The organism is uncultured Albimonas sp., assembly GCF_963977235.1.
GTDB lineage: Bacteria > Pseudomonadota > Alphaproteobacteria > Rhodobacterales > Rhodobacteraceae > Albimonas.
On record NZ_CAXBOD010000085.1, the window covers coordinates 1 to 15,673 of the forward strand.

Below are 15,673 nucleotides of genomic sequence, written 5' to 3' on the forward strand. Positions count from 1 at the left end.
AGGCCGTGGATCTCCAGCGGTTCGCGCAGGATCGCGTCCACGGTATGGCGGGGGTGCAGGGCGCCGTAGGGGTCCTGGAAGACCATCTGCATCGCCCGCGCCTCGGCTTTCGAGCGTTTGGCGCTCAGCGCCCGGCCGTTGACCCGGATCGTGCCCGACCAGTGCGGGTTGATCCGCGCAATCGCGCGCAGGATCGTGGACTTGCCCGAGCCGCTCTCGCCGACCAGCCCGTAGCTTTCGCCCTCGGCGACCGAGAAGCTGACGTTTCGCACCGCCTGCACCGCCGAGGCGCCGGTCCCGAAGGCGATGGAGAGGTTCTCGATCTCGATCATCGGGCGCGCCCCGCCACGGTCTCGGTCATCCAGGCGGGATCGCGGTCGAGCACGGGCAGCATCTCCTGGCGGTGTTCGAGGCTGGGCAGGCATTCCAGCAGGCCGCGGGTGTAGGGGTGCTGCGCCTCGTTCAGACGGCCGGCCTCGAGCACCTCCATGATCCGGCCGCCGTACATCACGATGACCCGGTCGCAGAAGCTCGCGACCAGGTGCAGGTCGTGGGAGATCAGCACCAGCCCCATCCCCCGCTCGCGCACCATGTCGTCGAGCAGGGCCAGCACCTGCATCTGCACGGTGACGTCGAGCGCCGAGGTCGGCTCGTCGGCGATCAGCACGTCGGGCTCGGGGATCAGCATCATCGCGATCATCACTCGCTGGCCCATGCCGCCCGAGACCTGGTGGGGGTAGAGGTTGTAGACCTTCTCCGGCTCGCGGATCTGCACCGTCTCGAGCATCTCCAACGCCCGGCGGCGGGCGACGCGCTTCGAGGCTTTGGCGTGGATCGCATAGGCCTCGGCGATCTGGTCGCCGACCTTGACCACCGGGTTCAGCGAGAAGCGCGGGTCCTGCATGATCATCGAGATCCGCGCGCCGCGGATCCTGCGCAGGGTCCGCGGCCGGGCGGTGAGCAGGTCGATGCCGTCGAAGCTGAGCGTCTTCGCCTCGATCCGCCCGTTGCCCGCGGTCAGGCCCAGGATCGCGCGGCCGGTCTGGGATTTTCCACTGCCGGACTCGCCCACGATGCCCAGACGCTCGCGGCCCAGGGTGAAGGAGACGCCGCGCACGGCCTCGACCGGCCCATGCGGGGTGCGGAAGGTGACCGAGAGGTCCTCGACCTCGACGAGGGGTTTCTCGGGGGCGCTCATTTCGCCGCGCTCTTGGGATCGAGGATGTCGCGAAGCCCGTCGCCCAGCAGGCAGAAGCCGAGCGAGACCAGGAAGATCGCGGCGCCGGGCGCGGTGGGGACCCACCACTGATCCAGCAGGAACTGGCGTCCGGTAGAGATCATCGCCCCCCACTCGGGCAGCGGCGGCTGCGCGCCGAGGCCGAGGAAGCCCAGCCCCGCGGCGGTCAGGATGATGCCCGCCATGTCCAGCGTCAGCCGCACGATCACCGAGGCGAGGCACAGCGGCACGACGTGGCGGCGGATGATGCGGAAAGTCGACGCGCCTTGCGCCTCGGCCGCGACGATGAAGTCGGACTTGCGGATGGTCAGCACCTCCGCGCGCGCGATGCGGGCGTAGGGGGACCAGGTGGTCAGGGCGATGGCGAGCACCGCGTTCTCGATCCCCGCGCCGAGGGCCGCGACGAAGGCGAGCGCCAGGATCAGGCGGGGGAAGGCGAGGAAGATGTCGACGATGCGCATCAGCACCGCATCCACCCACCCCCCCGCGTAGCCCGCGATGGTGCCGACCGCGAGCCCGATGGGCGCCACGATGATCGAGACCAGGATCACGATGTAGAGCGTGATCCGCGAGCCCCAGATGATCCGGTCGAAGATGTCCCGGCCGAGTTGATCGGTGCCCAGCCAGTGCTCCGACGACGGCGGCAGCAGGCGCGCGCCGAGGTTGGGGGCGAGCCCGTCCGACGAGGTGATCCAGGGCGCGAAGGCCGCCGCCAGCAGCAGGGCCGCGACGATCACGAAGCCCGCCATCGCGATCGGGTTCGCCCGGAACCCGACCCAGCCCAGATAGCCCCGTTGCGCCCGCGCCTGCCAGGTGGAGGCCGGCGAGGGGTCCATCAGCCAGCCACGAAGCCCGGCCGCCCGGGGTTGCGTCGCCATGGTCATGCGCGCGCCCTCATGCCCGGGCCCTCGGGTCGGCCAGCTTGTAGAGCAGATCGGAGAGCATGTTGATCCCCACGAAGCAGATGCCCACCACGACCGTTCCGCCCAGAACCGCGTTCATGTCGGCGTTGAACAGCGAGGTGGTGATGTACTGGCCGATGCCGGGCCAGGCGAAGACGGTCTCGGTCAGCACCGATCCCTCCAGCAGCGAGGCGTAGGTCAGGCCGATGATGGTGATCAGCTGCACCAGCACGTTGCGGAAGGCGTGCCGCCAGATCACCGAGAACTCGGAGGCGCCCTTGATCCGGGCCGCCAGGATGTACTCCTGCCCCAACTGGTCGAGCATGAAGCTGCGCGTCATCCTCGCGATGTAGGCGAGCGCATAGAGGCCCAGCACCGAGGCCGGCAGGATCAGGTGGCTGACGGCGTTCCAGAAGATCTCCCACTCGCCCTGCAGGGCGCTGTCGATCAGGATCACCCCGGTGACGCTGTCGACGACGCCGTCGTAATAGATGTCGATCCGCCCGGGACCGGCCACCCAGCCGAGGTTCCCGTAGAAGACCAGCAGCCCCACCATGCCCAGCCAGAACACCGGCACCGAATAGCCTGCGAGCCCCAGCACCCGGACCGCGTGGTCGATCCAGCGGCCCTGGTTCACGGCGGCCCAGACCCCCATCGGAATGCCGATCAGGCAGCCCGCGAGGGTGGCGAGCGTCGCCAGCTCCAGCGTCGCGGGGAAGAAGCGCAGGATGTCCTCGGTCACCGGACGGGTGGTCATGATCGAGGCGCCGAAGTCGCCGGTCAGGATCTGGCCCAGGTAGCGCAGGTATTGATCGTAGAGGGGCTTATCGAGACCCATCTCGAGGAACACGCGCTGATAGGCCTCCTCGGAGGCGCGGTCGCCCACGACCGCGAGCACCGGGTCGGCGGGCATCACCCGGCCGATCACGAAGGTGATCGCGGTCAGGCCCAGGAAGGTGAGGACCAGCGACAGGACCGCGCCCGCCGTGGCCTTGAGGGCGCGCGGCGCCGCCGGGAGCTTCCCCGGCGCCGCCGCGCTCGTCTGCTCGGTCAAGCGAGGCTCCTCACTTCGACACGGTGCGGTAGTAGATCAGGTCGAAGGTCGGGCCCGAGACGAAGCCCTCGACCTCGGCGCGCATCACGGCCTGCTCGGTCTGCTGGAACATGATCGCGTAGGGGCCTTCGGCCTGCAGCTTCTTCTGGATGTCGAAATACTGCTGCTCGCGCGTGTCGACGTCCTTCTCGTTGCGGGCCTCGACGACCATGGCGTTCATGTCCTCGTCCATCCAGGCGTTGCGCCAGGCGAGCACGCCGGTCAGCTTCGCCTCCGGGCTGTTGTCCGGGTTGTGGGCGAAGGCGTCGAGGTTCGAGTGGGGGTCGGTGTAGTCCGGCGACCACTGGGCGAGGATCAGCGAGTGCTTGCGCGCCCGATACATCGGCCACAGCGTCTTGCCCTCGGCCGTGGTGATCGAGACCTGGATGCCCGCCTGCGAAAGCGTCGCCTGCACGGCCTGCGCGATCTCGGGGTAGGGCGACTGGTTGAGGGTGTCCATCTCGATCTCGAAGCCGTCGGGATAGCCGGCCTCGGCCAGCAGCTCCTTGGCCTTCTCGACGTTCAGCGTATAGGGCGTCTCGTTGTAGCCGGCCCACATACCCTCGGGCCAGGCGGCCTGGTGGACCTTGAACTGGCCCTTGAGGAAGCTGTCGGCCATGCCCTTGTAGTCGACCAGATACCTGATCGCTTCCATGACCTTGGGGTTGCCCAGGATCTCGTTGTCCTGGTTGCCGGCCATGTAGATCAGCGCGGCCTTGGCGTCGGTCTGCACCTTGACCGAGTCGTCGCCCTCGAGCGCGGCCACCATGTCGGGCGTCAGGTCGCGGGCGAGGTCGATGTCGCCCTTCTCGATCATCAGGCGCTGCGCGGCGGGCTCGGCCACGTGTCGCACGATGGCCCGCTTCACGCCCGGCGCGCCGGAGCGGAAGTCCTCGTTCGCGGTCATCGAGACCAGCTCGTTGGCCTTCCAGGTCTGCAGCTTGAAGGGGCCGGAGCCGGCGGAGTTGTTCTTCAGCCAGGCGTAGCCCATGTCGCCGTCGGTCGCGTGCTCCTCGACGGTCTTCATGTCGACGATCGAGGCGACGCCGGCCGAGAGCGCGTTGAGCACGAGGGCGGGCGAGAACTCCTCGGTGATCTCGACCACCGCCTTGCCGTCCTCGACCCGCACCAGGTCGTCGACGTTCTCGGGCGTCCAGCCGAACTGGGTGACGATGAAGGACGGGGTCTTGTTCAGCTTCACCACCCGGCGCAGCGAATAGACCACGTCCTCGGCAGTGACGGGATTGCCGCTCTCGAAGGCCATGCCCTCGCGCATGGCGAAGGTTATGGTCTTGCCGTCCTCCGAGACCTCGTAGGACTCGCAGACGCCGCAGACCAGCTTGGACATGTTGTCCGGCTCGAACCACATCAGGCGGTCGTAGATCTGGGCGATCATCTCGCCGCCCGAGAACTCGAACACCTCGGCCGGGTCGAGGGTGATGATGTCGGAGATGTCCTTCGCCATGACGAAGGTGTCGGCGGGCGGGGCGGCGCGCAGCGGACCGGCCGCCGCGCCTGCCAGCATCGCTGCGGCGACGCCAACCGTCGCCAGCCGACCCAGGGATCGTCTGCCCAGGATATTCATGTGACCCTCCGCTGTTGCTCGCCGCACGGGTCAGTGCGCGGCGGGATCGGGCCGGCGTCGAGGCCGAGCCCATGATTGACGGGCGCGGGCGTGCCCCGCGGCCGTTCGCAAGCCTGCAATTATCGATTTCGCGTGTCCACAAGTGAATTCCCGTGCTGCGGCTGCGAAGGACGCGGCGCCGCGTCACGTTCCCCAGAAGCGGGAGGGGCGGAACGCGAAGGGCCCCGGGGAGGAGTCCCCGGGGCCCTGGCTGTTTCGATGCGGCCGGGTTCAGGCCCGGGCGGGGCTCGGGGCCTCGGGGTTGCGGCGCAGGTGCAGCCAGATCAGCGCGATGCAGGCGAAGGTGGCGAGCCAGGTGGCCGCGGTCATCCACATCACCTCGCCCGGCGGCAGCAGGCACAGGGCGCCGAGCGCGAGGGCCGCCAGCCGCTCGACCGGCGCCAGGCGGCGACGGCCGTAGCCGATCAGCGCCGCGGTGATCATCGGCACGGCGACGATCGTGGTCACCGTGGCCGCGAAGATCGCCCACAGGCCGCCCTGCATCAGCAGGCCGGGGTGGTAGACGAAGATGAACGGCAGCACGAAGGCGATCCAGCCCAGGCGCACGCTCTCCCAGGCGGTGGCCATCGCCTTGGCGCCGGCCATCGAGGCGGCCGCAAAGCTCGCCAGCGCCACGGGGGGCGAGATCATCGACAGCAGGCCGAAGTAGAAGACGAAGAAATGCGCCTCGAGCTTGCCCACGCCCAGCTGCACTAGCGGCGGCGCCGAAAGGGTCGCGAGCAGCAGGTAGACGCCCGAGGTCGGCAGCCCCATCCCCAGGATGATCGAGACCAGCGCGGTCAGCAGCAACAGCAGCAGCAGCGACCCCTCGCCCAGCTCCAGCAGCACGAAGCTGAGCCCGAACGACAGGCCCGAGGACGACAGCAGCCCGATGATCATGCCCGCCACCGCGCAGATCAGCAGGATCTCGGCCGCGTCGCGCCCGGCGTCATAGAGGGCGTGGGCCACGTCCCCCAGCCGGATCCGGTGCAGGTTGGCCAGATTGAGCAGACCGATCGCCAGCAGCGCCAGCGAGGCCCAGACGACCGCCGTCTCGGCCTCCATGTTGAAGGCGAACATGCCGGTCAGCAGGGCGCCGATGGGCACGATCACCACCATCGCGTGACGCAGGATCTCGAGCGCGGGCTTGGGCGCCTCCTGCTCGCCGGCGCCGAGGTTGTGCTTGTCCGCAAGCAGGCTGATCTGCACGTAGACGGCGTAGAAATACAGAAGCGCCGGGATCAGGGCCGCGATGATGATGTCGCGATAGGGCATCTGCAGGAATTCGGACATCAGGAAGGCGGCCGCGCCCATCACCGGCGGCAGGATCTGGCCGCCGGTCGAGGCCACCGCCTCGATCGCGCCGGCGGTCTTGGGCTGGAAGCCCGCCTTCTTCATCGCGGGGATGGTGACCACGCCCGTCGACATCACGTTCGAAACCGCCGAGCCCGAGATCGAGCCCATGAAGGCCGAGGCGATCACCGCCATCTTGGCCGTGGCCCCGCGCCGGTCGCCGGCGAGCGCCCGGGCCGCGTCGGTCAGCACGCCCGCGCCGCCGGTGATCACCAGCAGCCGGCCGAAGACGATGAACAGCACCACCACGAAGGCCGCCACCTGCAGCGCCGCGCCCAAGGTCGCCGCCGAATCCACGCCGATGAAGCGCACGATGTCGGCGGCCGGGATCGGGCGGCCCTGCAGCTTGCCCGGCACCAGGTCCGAGAACAGGGTGTAGAGGACCAGCACGCCCAGGATCGCGATCAGGCTCCACGCGCCCAGCCGGCGCAGGCCCTCGAGGGTGATGACCGCGACCCCGACGCCCAGCGCCAGGCTTTCCTCGGGGTGGAAGAAGGCGCCCTCGGACAGGACCGGGAAGCGGAGCAGGAAGTGCACGCCCACCCACAGGCTCGCGGCGGCGAGCGCCAGGTCGACCCAGAGCATCGGGCCCGTGCGCCCGGGCGCCGTGCGCAGGAACACGGTGCACGCGGCCATGCCCAGCATCAGGCCCGCCACCTGCTCGGGGTAGAGCAGCAGCCCCAGCCAGAGCGGCGCGTTCAGCGCCCAGGCGACCGGAAGAAGCGCCACCAGCAGGCACAGCGTCCACTGGATCGGAGTAAGGATGCGCCCGCTCATGGCCGCCTTTCGTCGTCGACTGTCAGGGGAGAACCGTTCAGGCCCCCGGCCCGCGCGGGGCCGGGGGCGAGGCCATGCGGCCTCAGAGGATGCCCAGCTCCTCGCAGGCGGCGAGCGCGCCGGGGTGGAACTCGAGCTCGACCTCCTTGCACAGCAGCGCGGGGTCGAACTCGTTCCACATCGGCGAGGACTCCTTGAGCGCGGCGGCGTGGTTGTAGATCGCCTTCACCACCGTGCCCACGACCTCGTCGGAGACGTCCTTGTTGGCCCACAGCAGGTAGTTGTAGGCGAAGATCGTGGCCTCCTCGTCGAGGCCGGGGATCTCGTCCGAAGCCTCCAGCGGGAACAGGAAGATGCCGGGCATCAGCTCCTTCATGCCGGGCAGGTTCTCCTCGGTCATCGAGAGGAACTGGATGTCGCCGAGGCTGGCCTCGAGGTCGTAGGCCGGGCGCGCGCCGACCGCCGAGATCGAGATCACCGTCTGGCCGGCCTTCAGCGCCTCGTACATGCGCGGGAAGTTGGAGACGGGAACCTCGGTGACGTCGTCATAGGTCAGCCCGCCCGCGCCCAGCGCCATGCGGATCACGAACTCGCCCAGGCTGTTGTCGGGGAAGCGGGGCACGCCCTTGCCCTTCACGTCGGCGAAGGTCTGGATCCCGGCGCTCTCGGGGGTGACGATGCCGGCCTTGAACGGGAACAGGTTGGCGACCATGCGCAGGTCGGGGTTGGCCTCGCTCGACATCCCCGTGCCCTCGACCGCGTACCAGGTCTGGGGGTAGTTCGCGACGCCGAACTCGATCTGGCCGGCGTTGACCAGCGGGATGTACTGCGAGGTGTTGGCCATGATCTGCGGGCGCATCTGGATCTCGCCGTCGCCCGAGACGGCGTTGGCGATGGCGATGGCCAGCTGGTTGGTGGCGCCGCCCTGGGTGGTGCCGATGGCGACCGTCTGGGCCTGGGCCGAGACAGCCGAGAGCGCGCCGGCGACGAGGGCCGCGGCCGCCGTCGCGAAGGTCGACGCAGAGCGCGTCCGGTGAAGCTTGGGCATGGAGGCAGGTCCTTTCCTGATGGGGGGCGCCGCCGCCCTTCGTGGCTTGGGGCGGTCGGAGGGGAAGCGGGCAGGGGGGGGCTCCTGGTCCCCCCGCCCGCTCCGGGTTCATGTATACAAACCGGGAGCGGTCTGTGCGGCTCCGGGGCGGCCTCGCGGTCTGCGCAGGCGAACCGAGGGCGCGCCGCGCCGCAGGGGACGCGCCTGGCGCGGGCCCTCGCGGCGCGGGCGGTCCGGTCCTCTGGCGGAGGTCACGGCTTGGCATCCCCTTCGTTTGCTGCGCGGCCGGCCCGTGAGATCTCTCCTCCCCAGGCCGCGGCCGCGCCGACATCGCGTGTCGCCCGGAGGCTCGCCCCGTCTGCACCGGACATTCGGTGAAAAAGCGGATTGATATGTCCTGACAACTTGTACACATTGAGAGGGGCCCGGTGGGCTGTCAAGAAAATGTTGCAGGAGGCGAAGGGTCGTCGATGAGCGGAAAGAACGAGCGCGTTCTGGTGGTCGGGGCCGGCCCGGTGGGCCTGGTGGCGGCCTGCAGCCTGGCGATGGACGGGATCCCGGTGACGGTGGTCGAGCGCAGCCGGGAGCTTCCCATGGACCTGCGCGCCTCGACCTTCCATCCCCCCACCATGGACATGCTGGACCGCTTCGGCGTGATGGACAACCTGATCGAGCGCGGTCTGATCTGCCCCCACTGGCAGTTCCGCGACCGCGAGCAGGGCGTGGTGGCCACCTTCGACCTTGGCCTGCTGAAGGGCGAGACCAACCACCCCTACCGCCTGCAGTGCGAGCAGTGGAAGCTGACCGAGAAGCTGCGCGACATGATCGACGGCTGGGACCTGGCCGACATCGTCTATGACGCCACCGCCACCGGCGTGACCCAGGACGACGACGGCGTGACGCTGACGATCCGCAACTCGGACGGCGGGGAGGAGCAGCTCCGGGGCCGCTACCTGATCGCCTGCGACGGCGCCCACAGCCGCATCCGCGAGATGCTGGGGATCGAGTTCGAGGGGATGACCATTCCCGAGACCTTCTTCTCGATGTCCACCACCTTCGATTTCGCCGCCGCGATCGAGGATCTGGCCCCCATCGCCTACGTCACCGATCCCAAGGAATGGGCGGTGCTGCTGCGCACCCCGAGCCTGTGGCGGATCCTGCTGCCGACCGAGCCCGGCATGAGCGACGAGCAGATCAAGGACCCCGTCCAGATGGAGGCCCGCCTGCAGGCCCTGTGCCCCAAGGACGGCCCCTACGACGTGGTCCACGCCACCGCCTACCGCGTGCACCAGCGGGTGGCCGCGACCTACGACCAGGGCCGGGTGTTCCTGGCCGGCGACTCGGCCCATCTCAACAACCCGCTCGGCGGCATGGGCATGAACGGCGGCGTCCACGACGCGGTCAACCTGTGCGAGAAGCTGGCCCGCGTCTGGAAGGGCGAGGCCGATCTCTCGGTCGCCGCGCAGTACACCCGCCAGCGCCGCAAGGCCTGCGTGGACACTGTGCAGGCCCAGTCGATCCGCAACCGCAAGATGATGGCCGAGACCGACCCCGCCGCCCGCGCCGCCTTCCACCAGGAGATGCGCGAGACCGCCGCCGATCCCGCCCGCCACAAGGCCTTTGTGATGGGCTCCTCGATGATCCAGTCGCTGCGCGATCTCGAAGAGGTCGCCTGAGCCCCGAGACCCGAGACCCGAGACCCGACCATCGCCCTGCGCGAGACCAACAGGACCAGACCTATGACCGACTCCCTCGGCTACCGCATGAAGTTCGGCGTGATCGCGCCCTCGACCAACACCTCGGTGCAGCCCGAGTTCGACGACATGCGCCCGGTCGGCGTGACCAACCACTTCTCGCGCATCCTGGTGCCCGACGATCCCGTCACCTCGGACGAGGACTTCAACACGCTGGTGATGCGCATCCGCGCGGCCACCATGGACGCGATCGACGCGGTCAAGACCTGCTCCCCCGGCGCGATGGTCATGGGCATGTCGGCCGAGACGTTCTGGGACGGCAAGGAGCGCGCGGACAAGCTGCAGGCCGAGATCATGGAGCGTGCGGGCATGCCCGTCGCGATGGGCTCGGACGCCTGCATGAACGCGCTGAAGTGCTTTGGCGACATCAAGAAGATCGCCGTGATCACCCCCTACATGCCGATCGGCGACAAGCAGGTCGAGCGCTACTTCACCGAGTGCGGCTTCGAGGTGGTGCAGATCAAGGGCCTGAAGTGCTCGAGCCCGATGATGATCGCGCACGAGACCGAGAAGACCCTTCGCGACGCGATCAACGAGGTCAACGACCCCTCGGTCGAGGCCATCGTGCAGGCCGGCACCAACCTCGCCATGGCCCGCGTGGGCGGCATCGCGGAATTCTGGCTCGACAAGCCGGTGATCGCGATCAACACCGCCACCTACTGGCACGCGCTGCGCATGAACGGGATCGAGGACAAGATCCAGGGCTACGGCTCGCTCCTGTCCCACCACTGAGCCCGCGACCGAGAAGGGGAACGGCCATGAGCCTCGACCAGCCGGACGTCCAGGTCGCCGAGCCCGAGCCCGGCCTCGAGGTCAGCCCCGAGGCTGGCCCCAAACCCGCCGAGCGCGCCTATGAGACGATCCGCTCGGCGATCCTCTCGGGCGAGCTCGCGGCCGGGACGCATCTGCGCGAGGAGCCTCTGGCGCGGATGACGGGCACCTCGCGCACCCCGGTGCGCGAGGCCCTCCACCGGCTGACCGCCGAGGGGCTGGCGCTGGCGCAGAACCGCCACCGCTACGTCGCCGATTTCTCGTTCCACGAGGTCGCGGTGATCTTCGAGCTGCGCGCCCGGCTAGAGAGCTATGCCGCCACGCTGGCCGCCACCCGCATCACGCTCGAGGAGCTCGACCGGATGAAGGGGCTGGTCGAGGCGATCGACGCGCTCGGCGACGCCTCGGGCGAGGGCGAGCCGGAGCGGTTCTTCGACCTCAACGCCCGCTTCCACGAGGTGATCATCGGGGCCACCCGCTCGTCCCAGCTGCGCGCGCTGACCGCGCAGGCCTTCGCGCTGCCGTTGGTGACCATCAAGCGTTTCGTCTGCGAACAGGAGATCAACGTGCAGCGCTCCAACGCCCAGCATCGCGACATCGTCACGGCCCTCGAGCGGCGCGACGCCGAGTGGGCGGCGGCGGCGATGAAGAGCCACATCATCTCGACCAAGCCCAACGCGGTCGTGCGCCGGGGGCTGGGGGCATGAGCGGAGGGGCGCTGTCGGGCCGGGTGGTCATCGTCACCGGCGGCTCCCGCGGGCTGGGGCGCGAGATGGCGCTGGAGCTGGCGGGGCAGGGGGCTGCGGTCTGCGTGACGGGGGCGGGCGCCTCGCCCGCGCTGGAGGCGACCGCGGCCGAGTGCGCGGCGCTTGGCGCGCGGGTGCTGGCGCTGCCCTGCGACGTGGCCGACTACGCCGCCTGCGAGGCGCTGGTGGCGAGGGTGGAGGCCGAGCTGGGCCCCCTCGACGCGCTGGTCAACAACGCCGGCATCGGCATGCGCGCGATCTCGGAGACGTTCAACACGAAGCCCGCGAAGTTCTGGGAGGCCGATCCCGAGGCCTGGGGCCGCATCGTGCAGGCGAACCTGACGGGCGCCTTCAACATGGCGCGCGCCGCCGTGCCCGGAATGGTGGCGCGCGGCGCGGGCAAGGTGATCAACGTCTCCACCTCCGACCAGACCATGGTGCGGCGGGGGTATTCGCCCTACGGCCCCTCGAAGGCGGGGCTGGAGGCGGCGAGCCGCGTCTGGGCGCAGGATCTGGAGGGGACCGGCGCGACGGTCAACGTCTACCTGCCGGGCGGGGCGGCCGACACCGACCTGCTGCCGCCCTCGGCGAACAAGAAGGGCGCCGACGGCAACCTGCTGCCCGCCGCCGTGATGCGCCGCGCCATCGTCTGGCTGTGCGGCCCGGGCTCGGATGGGGTGACGGGGCGGCGCTTCATCGCCCGTCTGTGGGACGAGAGCCTGCCCGACGCCGAGGCCGCAGAGGCCGCGGCCTCCCCCCATGTCGACAAGCCCGCGATCATGTGAGGGCGCCCCGGCGTTTGGCCCGGCGTTTGGCCCGGCGGGGGCCCGCGGCGGCGCGCCGGCCCCCGCGGGCCGGTCGCTCAGCCCACGCCCAGCCTGGAGCGGTGGATGCGCATCACGTAGGTCATGTGCTCGGCCGGGTGCCAGTTGTAGGAGGCGATCAGCACGCCCCCCGCAGTCACGTAGCGGCGCAGCAGCAGCATCGCGTAGCCGCCCGGCGCCTGGCCCAGCTGGCGCTGGAAGGCCTCGGGCATCGGGACGGCGCGGATCTCCTGCACGCACTCGTCGATCGGGTGCTCGGAATGGGTCTCGAGCAGGGCGAAGAATGGGCCCTGCAGGCCGCGGAACCGGGGGACCAGGTCGCGGAACCGCTCGGGCACGTAGCTCTGGATGTAGCACAGCGGCTTGCCGCCCGGCTCGGTCCAGCGCACGCCGTCGATCCGGATCCAGGTCTCGCCCGGCAGACCGCCCACGTCCTCGGCGAGGTCCGCGTCCAGCACCACGTCGGCCATCTCCATCACCACGTAGAACGTGTCGACCGCCACCTGGAACAGCTCATGGAGGTGGTCGAAGCTCTGGGTGTAGGTGGCCTGCGGGCGGGCGGCGATCACCCGCGTGCCCACGCCCTGGCGACGCTCGACATAGCCGTTCTCGGTCAGGTGGCGCAGCGCCTCGCGCACCGTGAAGCGGGAGGCGTCGAACTCCGCGGCCAGCTCGATTTCGGTGGGCATCAGCGAGCCGACGGCATAGACCCCGTCGCGGACCCGCTGCTCCAGCACCTTGCGGATCCGGGCGTGGCGCGGACCGGAGGCGTCGGCCGGCTCGGAGGCGGGTCCGGACGGTCCGGGTTTCGGTCCGGGCGTCGGGCTGGCCGGCTGGTTCATGGTCCAATCTACTCCCTGGGGCGGCTGCAGTCGGCGAAATTTCCCGACCCGGCGCCGCGTCATGGCGCCTGGCGAACCTTCGCGCAACCGCAGGGGGCATGTCGAGTGCGAAAAGGTCTGGACAAAGCCCGCGCAACCGTATCGATTGGCCCCGTGATGGACCTGACCTCTCCCCAGACTTCGCCCGAATCCGGGCCCGGCGCGGTGTCGAACCGCCACGCCTCGGTCTATGGACCGCGCGCCCGACTGGGTTTGATCGTTCCGCCGACCAATACGGTCAACGAGTCGGAATGGTCCCGCATGATCCCTGCGGGCGTCAGCTTCCACACCCACCGCATGCGCCTGCATGACGCGGGCACGCCCGAGGGCCTGGCCCATCTGCATGCCGATCTGGACGCCGCCATCGCCATGCTGACCCCCTGCGGGGTCGACGCGGTGGCCTACGCCTGCACCGCGGGCTCGATGATCTCGCCGCCCGAGCGGCTGGAGCAGGATCTTTCCGCGCGCAACGGCGTGGCCTGCCTGACCACCTCGGCCGCCATCGTCGCGGCCCTGCGCACGCTGGGGGCGAGCCGCCTCTCGGTCGCAACCCCCTACGCCCGCCGCGTGAACGACCATGAGACGGCGTTCCTCGCCGACTGCGGCTTCGAGGTGGCGCGGATCGAGGGCCTGGGCATCGGCGAGAATGGCCCTCACGAGTTCATCCGCATCGCGCAGACCCCGCTCGATCAGGTCGCGGCCCACGCCCGCGCCTGCTTCGTTCCGGGCTCGGACGCGCTGCTGATCACCTGCACCGACTTTCCGACCCTGCCGCTGATCGAGCCGCTCGAGGCCGAACTGGGCGTCCCCGTGGTGACGTCCAACCAGGCCACGTTGTGGGCGATGCTGCGGGCGGTCGGTATCCACGACAGCGTTCCGGGAGGGGGCCGGCTTCTCGCCGGCGCCTGAACGCGAAGCGCATCTACCGGAGGAACAAGCACATGGCCGATCCAGCCCTCAAGGCGGCGCTGAAGAACGGGGAATTCATCCTCGCGCCCGGGATCTTCGACCTGATCTCGGCGCTGGTCGCCGACCGCGCCGGGTTCAAGGCGCTCTACGTCACGGGCTACGGCACCGTGGCCTCCTATCTCGGACTGCCGGACGCCGGCATCGCCACCTACCGCGACATGGTCGAGCGCATCGGCCAGATGTGCGCGCGCACCTCGACCCCGGTGATCGCCGACGCCGACACCGGCTACGGCGGGCTTCTGAACGTGCGCCACACGGTGCAGGGCTACGAGGCCGCCGGCGTCACCGCCATGCAGATGGAGGACCAGGAGTTTCCCAAGCGCTGCGGCCACACGCTGGGCCGCCGGGTGGTGCCGGTCGAGGAGATGGTCAAGAAGATCGAGGTCGCCGTCGACTCCCGCCGCTCGGACGACTTCCTGATCATCGCGCGCACCGACAGCCGCACCTCGCTGGGCCTGGACGAGGCGATCGCGCGGGGCAAGGCCTACGCGGCCGCCGGCGCCGACGTGATCTTCGTCGAGAGCCCGGAGTCCGAGGACGAGATGAAGCGCGTCGCCGACGAGATCGACGCCCCCCTCTTCGCCAACATGGTCAACGGCGGCCGCACGCCGCTGCTGTCCGAGAGCCGCCTGAAGGAGCTGGGCTACGCCATCGCCATCCACCCCGCGGTGGGCTTCCTCGCGGTGGGCGAAGCGCTGACCCGCGCCTATGGCGACCTCAAGAGCCACGGCGAGACGACCGGGGCCGTGGACCTCTACGACTTCGGCGAGTTCAACAAGCTGATCGGTTTCGAGGACGTCTGGGCGTTCGAGAAGAAGTTCCCCGAGGCGGTGTGACCCCAGGGCGCCTCCGGGGATCCCGCCCGGAGGCGCCCCGCCGCGGCGCCCGTTCGCGATGCAAGGAGACGGTCCATGTCCGAGGATCTCGGCGACAACTACGCCCGCGCCTACGGCAAGAAGGCGGGGTTCGGCCAGCGCCCGGCGCTGGTGATGGTCGACTTCGCCCACGCCTACTACGACCCCGACTGCCCGCTCTACGGCGGCGAGGGCTGCATCGCCGCCCTCGCCTCGGCTCTGCGCATCCGCGCGAAGTGCCGAGCGATCGGCGTGCCGGTGATCCTGACCGAGGTCTCGCTGCACCCCTCTGGCCTCGACGGCGGGCGCTTCCTGCAGAAGGCCAGGCCGCTCGATTCCTTCATCCAGGGCCGCGCCACCGCGGCCTTCGCGCAGGGCCTGACGCCTGAGCCCGACGAACTGGTGATCTCCAAGCAGTACCCCTCGGCGTTCTTCGGCACTTCGCTCGCCTCGACGCTGACGGCGGCCGGGATCGACCAGGTGATCCTGACCGGCCTGACCACCTCTGGCTGCGTGCGCGCAAGCTGCGTCGACGCGATGTCCCACGGGTTCATCACCACCGTCGTGTCGGACGCCTGCGGCGACCGCCACCCCGGCCCGCATGAGGCCAACCTCTTCGACATGAACGCCAAATACGCCGACGTGGTCGACGAGCCCGAGATCATCGCCTTCCTCGAGGCCCTCGCCGCCACCCGCGCCGCCGCCGAATAGGGCGCCCCTCCTGGCCCGCCGCCCCTGCGCGCCCTCTGCCGTTGCGCCCCGGCGCAACGCTCAAACCCTCGCCGAGCGCCTGTTCTCCGGAGCCGTCTCTCGCGGATGCCGATCAGAGCGACTCGCCCC

At 69.8% G+C, this 15,673-nt stretch carries 15 protein-coding genes; 7 read left to right on the forward strand and 8 right to left on the reverse strand.

Features of this window, described 5'->3' with window-relative positions; genetic code table 11:
* From AAC134_RS21955 to AAC134_RS21985, 7 genes are all read right to left on the reverse strand, one after another.
* Positions 1–332 (reverse strand): ATP-binding cassette domain-containing protein (locus AAC134_RS21955; protein ID WP_339951608.1); only part of this gene is annotated, 332 nt, incomplete at its 3' end.
* Positions 329–1,198, reverse strand: a complete 870-nt coding sequence (locus AAC134_RS21960; protein WP_339951610.1) for an ABC transporter ATP-binding protein — start codon at positions 1,196–1,198, stop codon at positions 329–331. The genes AAC134_RS21960 and AAC134_RS21955, both read right to left, overlap by 4 nt.
* A complete protein-coding gene (gene nikC / locus AAC134_RS21965) occupies positions 1,195–2,115 on the reverse strand; it encodes a nickel transporter permease (protein ID WP_339951635.1) in 921 nt (306 codons plus the stop codon). The genes AAC134_RS21960 and nikC overlap by 4 nt, the downstream gene beginning before the upstream one ends.
* A gap of 16 nt (positions 2,116–2,131) precedes the next feature.
* Positions 2,132–3,193 (reverse strand): ABC transporter permease, encoded by a 1,062-nt coding sequence (locus AAC134_RS21970; RefSeq protein WP_339951612.1) that lies wholly within the window; start codon positions 3,191–3,193, stop codon positions 2,132–2,134.
* 10 nt (positions 3,194–3,203) lie between these two features.
* Positions 3,204–4,817: an ABC transporter substrate-binding protein gene (locus tag AAC134_RS21975; RefSeq protein ID WP_339951614.1), complete on the reverse strand. Its 1,614-nt coding sequence runs from the start codon at positions 4,815–4,817 to the stop codon at positions 3,204–3,206.
* Between the two features lie 270 nt (positions 4,818–5,087).
* The gene (locus tag AAC134_RS21980; protein WP_339951616.1) at positions 5,088–6,986 is read right to left on the reverse strand and encodes a TRAP transporter fused permease subunit; all 1,899 of its coding nucleotides are present in this window, start codon (positions 6,984–6,986) and stop codon (positions 5,088–5,090) included.
* An 82-nt stretch (positions 6,987–7,068) separates the two neighbouring features.
* Positions 7,069–8,034, reverse strand: a complete 966-nt coding sequence (locus tag AAC134_RS21985) for a TAXI family TRAP transporter solute-binding subunit (protein ID WP_339951618.1) — start codon at positions 8,032–8,034, stop codon at positions 7,069–7,071.
* Between the two features lie 470 nt (positions 8,035–8,504).
* Between AAC134_RS21985 and AAC134_RS21990 the strand changes: the two genes are divergently transcribed.
* From AAC134_RS21990 to AAC134_RS22005, 4 genes are all read left to right on the forward strand, one after another.
* Positions 8,505–9,710 (forward strand): FAD-dependent monooxygenase, encoded by a 1,206-nt coding sequence (locus tag AAC134_RS21990; protein ID WP_339951620.1) that lies wholly within the window; start codon positions 8,505–8,507, stop codon positions 9,708–9,710.
* A 63-nt stretch (positions 9,711–9,773) separates the two neighbouring features.
* On the forward strand, positions 9,774–10,520 hold the full coding sequence (locus tag AAC134_RS21995) for an arylmalonate decarboxylase (RefSeq protein ID WP_339951622.1): 747 nt from the start codon (positions 9,774–9,776) through the stop codon (positions 10,518–10,520).
* A 26-nt stretch (positions 10,521–10,546) separates the two neighbouring features.
* On the forward strand, positions 10,547–11,266 hold the full coding sequence (locus tag AAC134_RS22000; protein WP_339951623.1) for a GntR family transcriptional regulator: 720 nt from the start codon (positions 10,547–10,549) through the stop codon (positions 11,264–11,266).
* Positions 11,263–12,090: an SDR family NAD(P)-dependent oxidoreductase gene (locus tag AAC134_RS22005; protein ID WP_339951625.1), complete on the forward strand. Its 828-nt coding sequence runs from the start codon at positions 11,263–11,265 to the stop codon at positions 12,088–12,090. Before AAC134_RS22000 ends, AAC134_RS22005 begins: the two co-directional genes overlap by 4 nt.
* 77 nt (positions 12,091–12,167) lie before the next feature.
* On the opposite strand, the gene AAC134_RS22010 is transcribed toward AAC134_RS22005, so the two are convergent.
* Positions 12,168–12,971 (reverse strand): GntR family transcriptional regulator, encoded by an 804-nt coding sequence (locus AAC134_RS22010; RefSeq protein ID WP_339951627.1) that lies wholly within the window; start codon positions 12,969–12,971, stop codon positions 12,168–12,170.
* Between the two features lie 156 nt (positions 12,972–13,127).
* On the opposite strand from AAC134_RS22010, the gene AAC134_RS22015 reads away from it, so the two are divergent.
* The 3 genes from AAC134_RS22015 (at position 13,128) to AAC134_RS22025 (ending at position 15,544) form a co-directional block, all read left to right on the forward strand.
* Positions 13,128–13,919, forward strand: a complete 792-nt coding sequence (locus AAC134_RS22015; protein ID WP_339951629.1) for a hypothetical protein — start codon at positions 13,128–13,130, stop codon at positions 13,917–13,919.
* Between the two features lie 32 nt (positions 13,920–13,951).
* Complete coding sequence (locus AAC134_RS22020; protein WP_339951631.1) at positions 13,952–14,815, forward strand: isocitrate lyase/PEP mutase family protein; 864 nt, start codon at positions 13,952–13,954, stop codon at positions 14,813–14,815.
* A gap of 75 nt (positions 14,816–14,890) precedes the next feature.
* Positions 14,891–15,544: an isochorismatase family protein gene (locus AAC134_RS22025; protein ID WP_339951633.1), complete on the forward strand. Its 654-nt coding sequence runs from the start codon at positions 14,891–14,893 to the stop codon at positions 15,542–15,544.
* Positions 15,545–15,673: the final 129 nt, after the last annotated feature.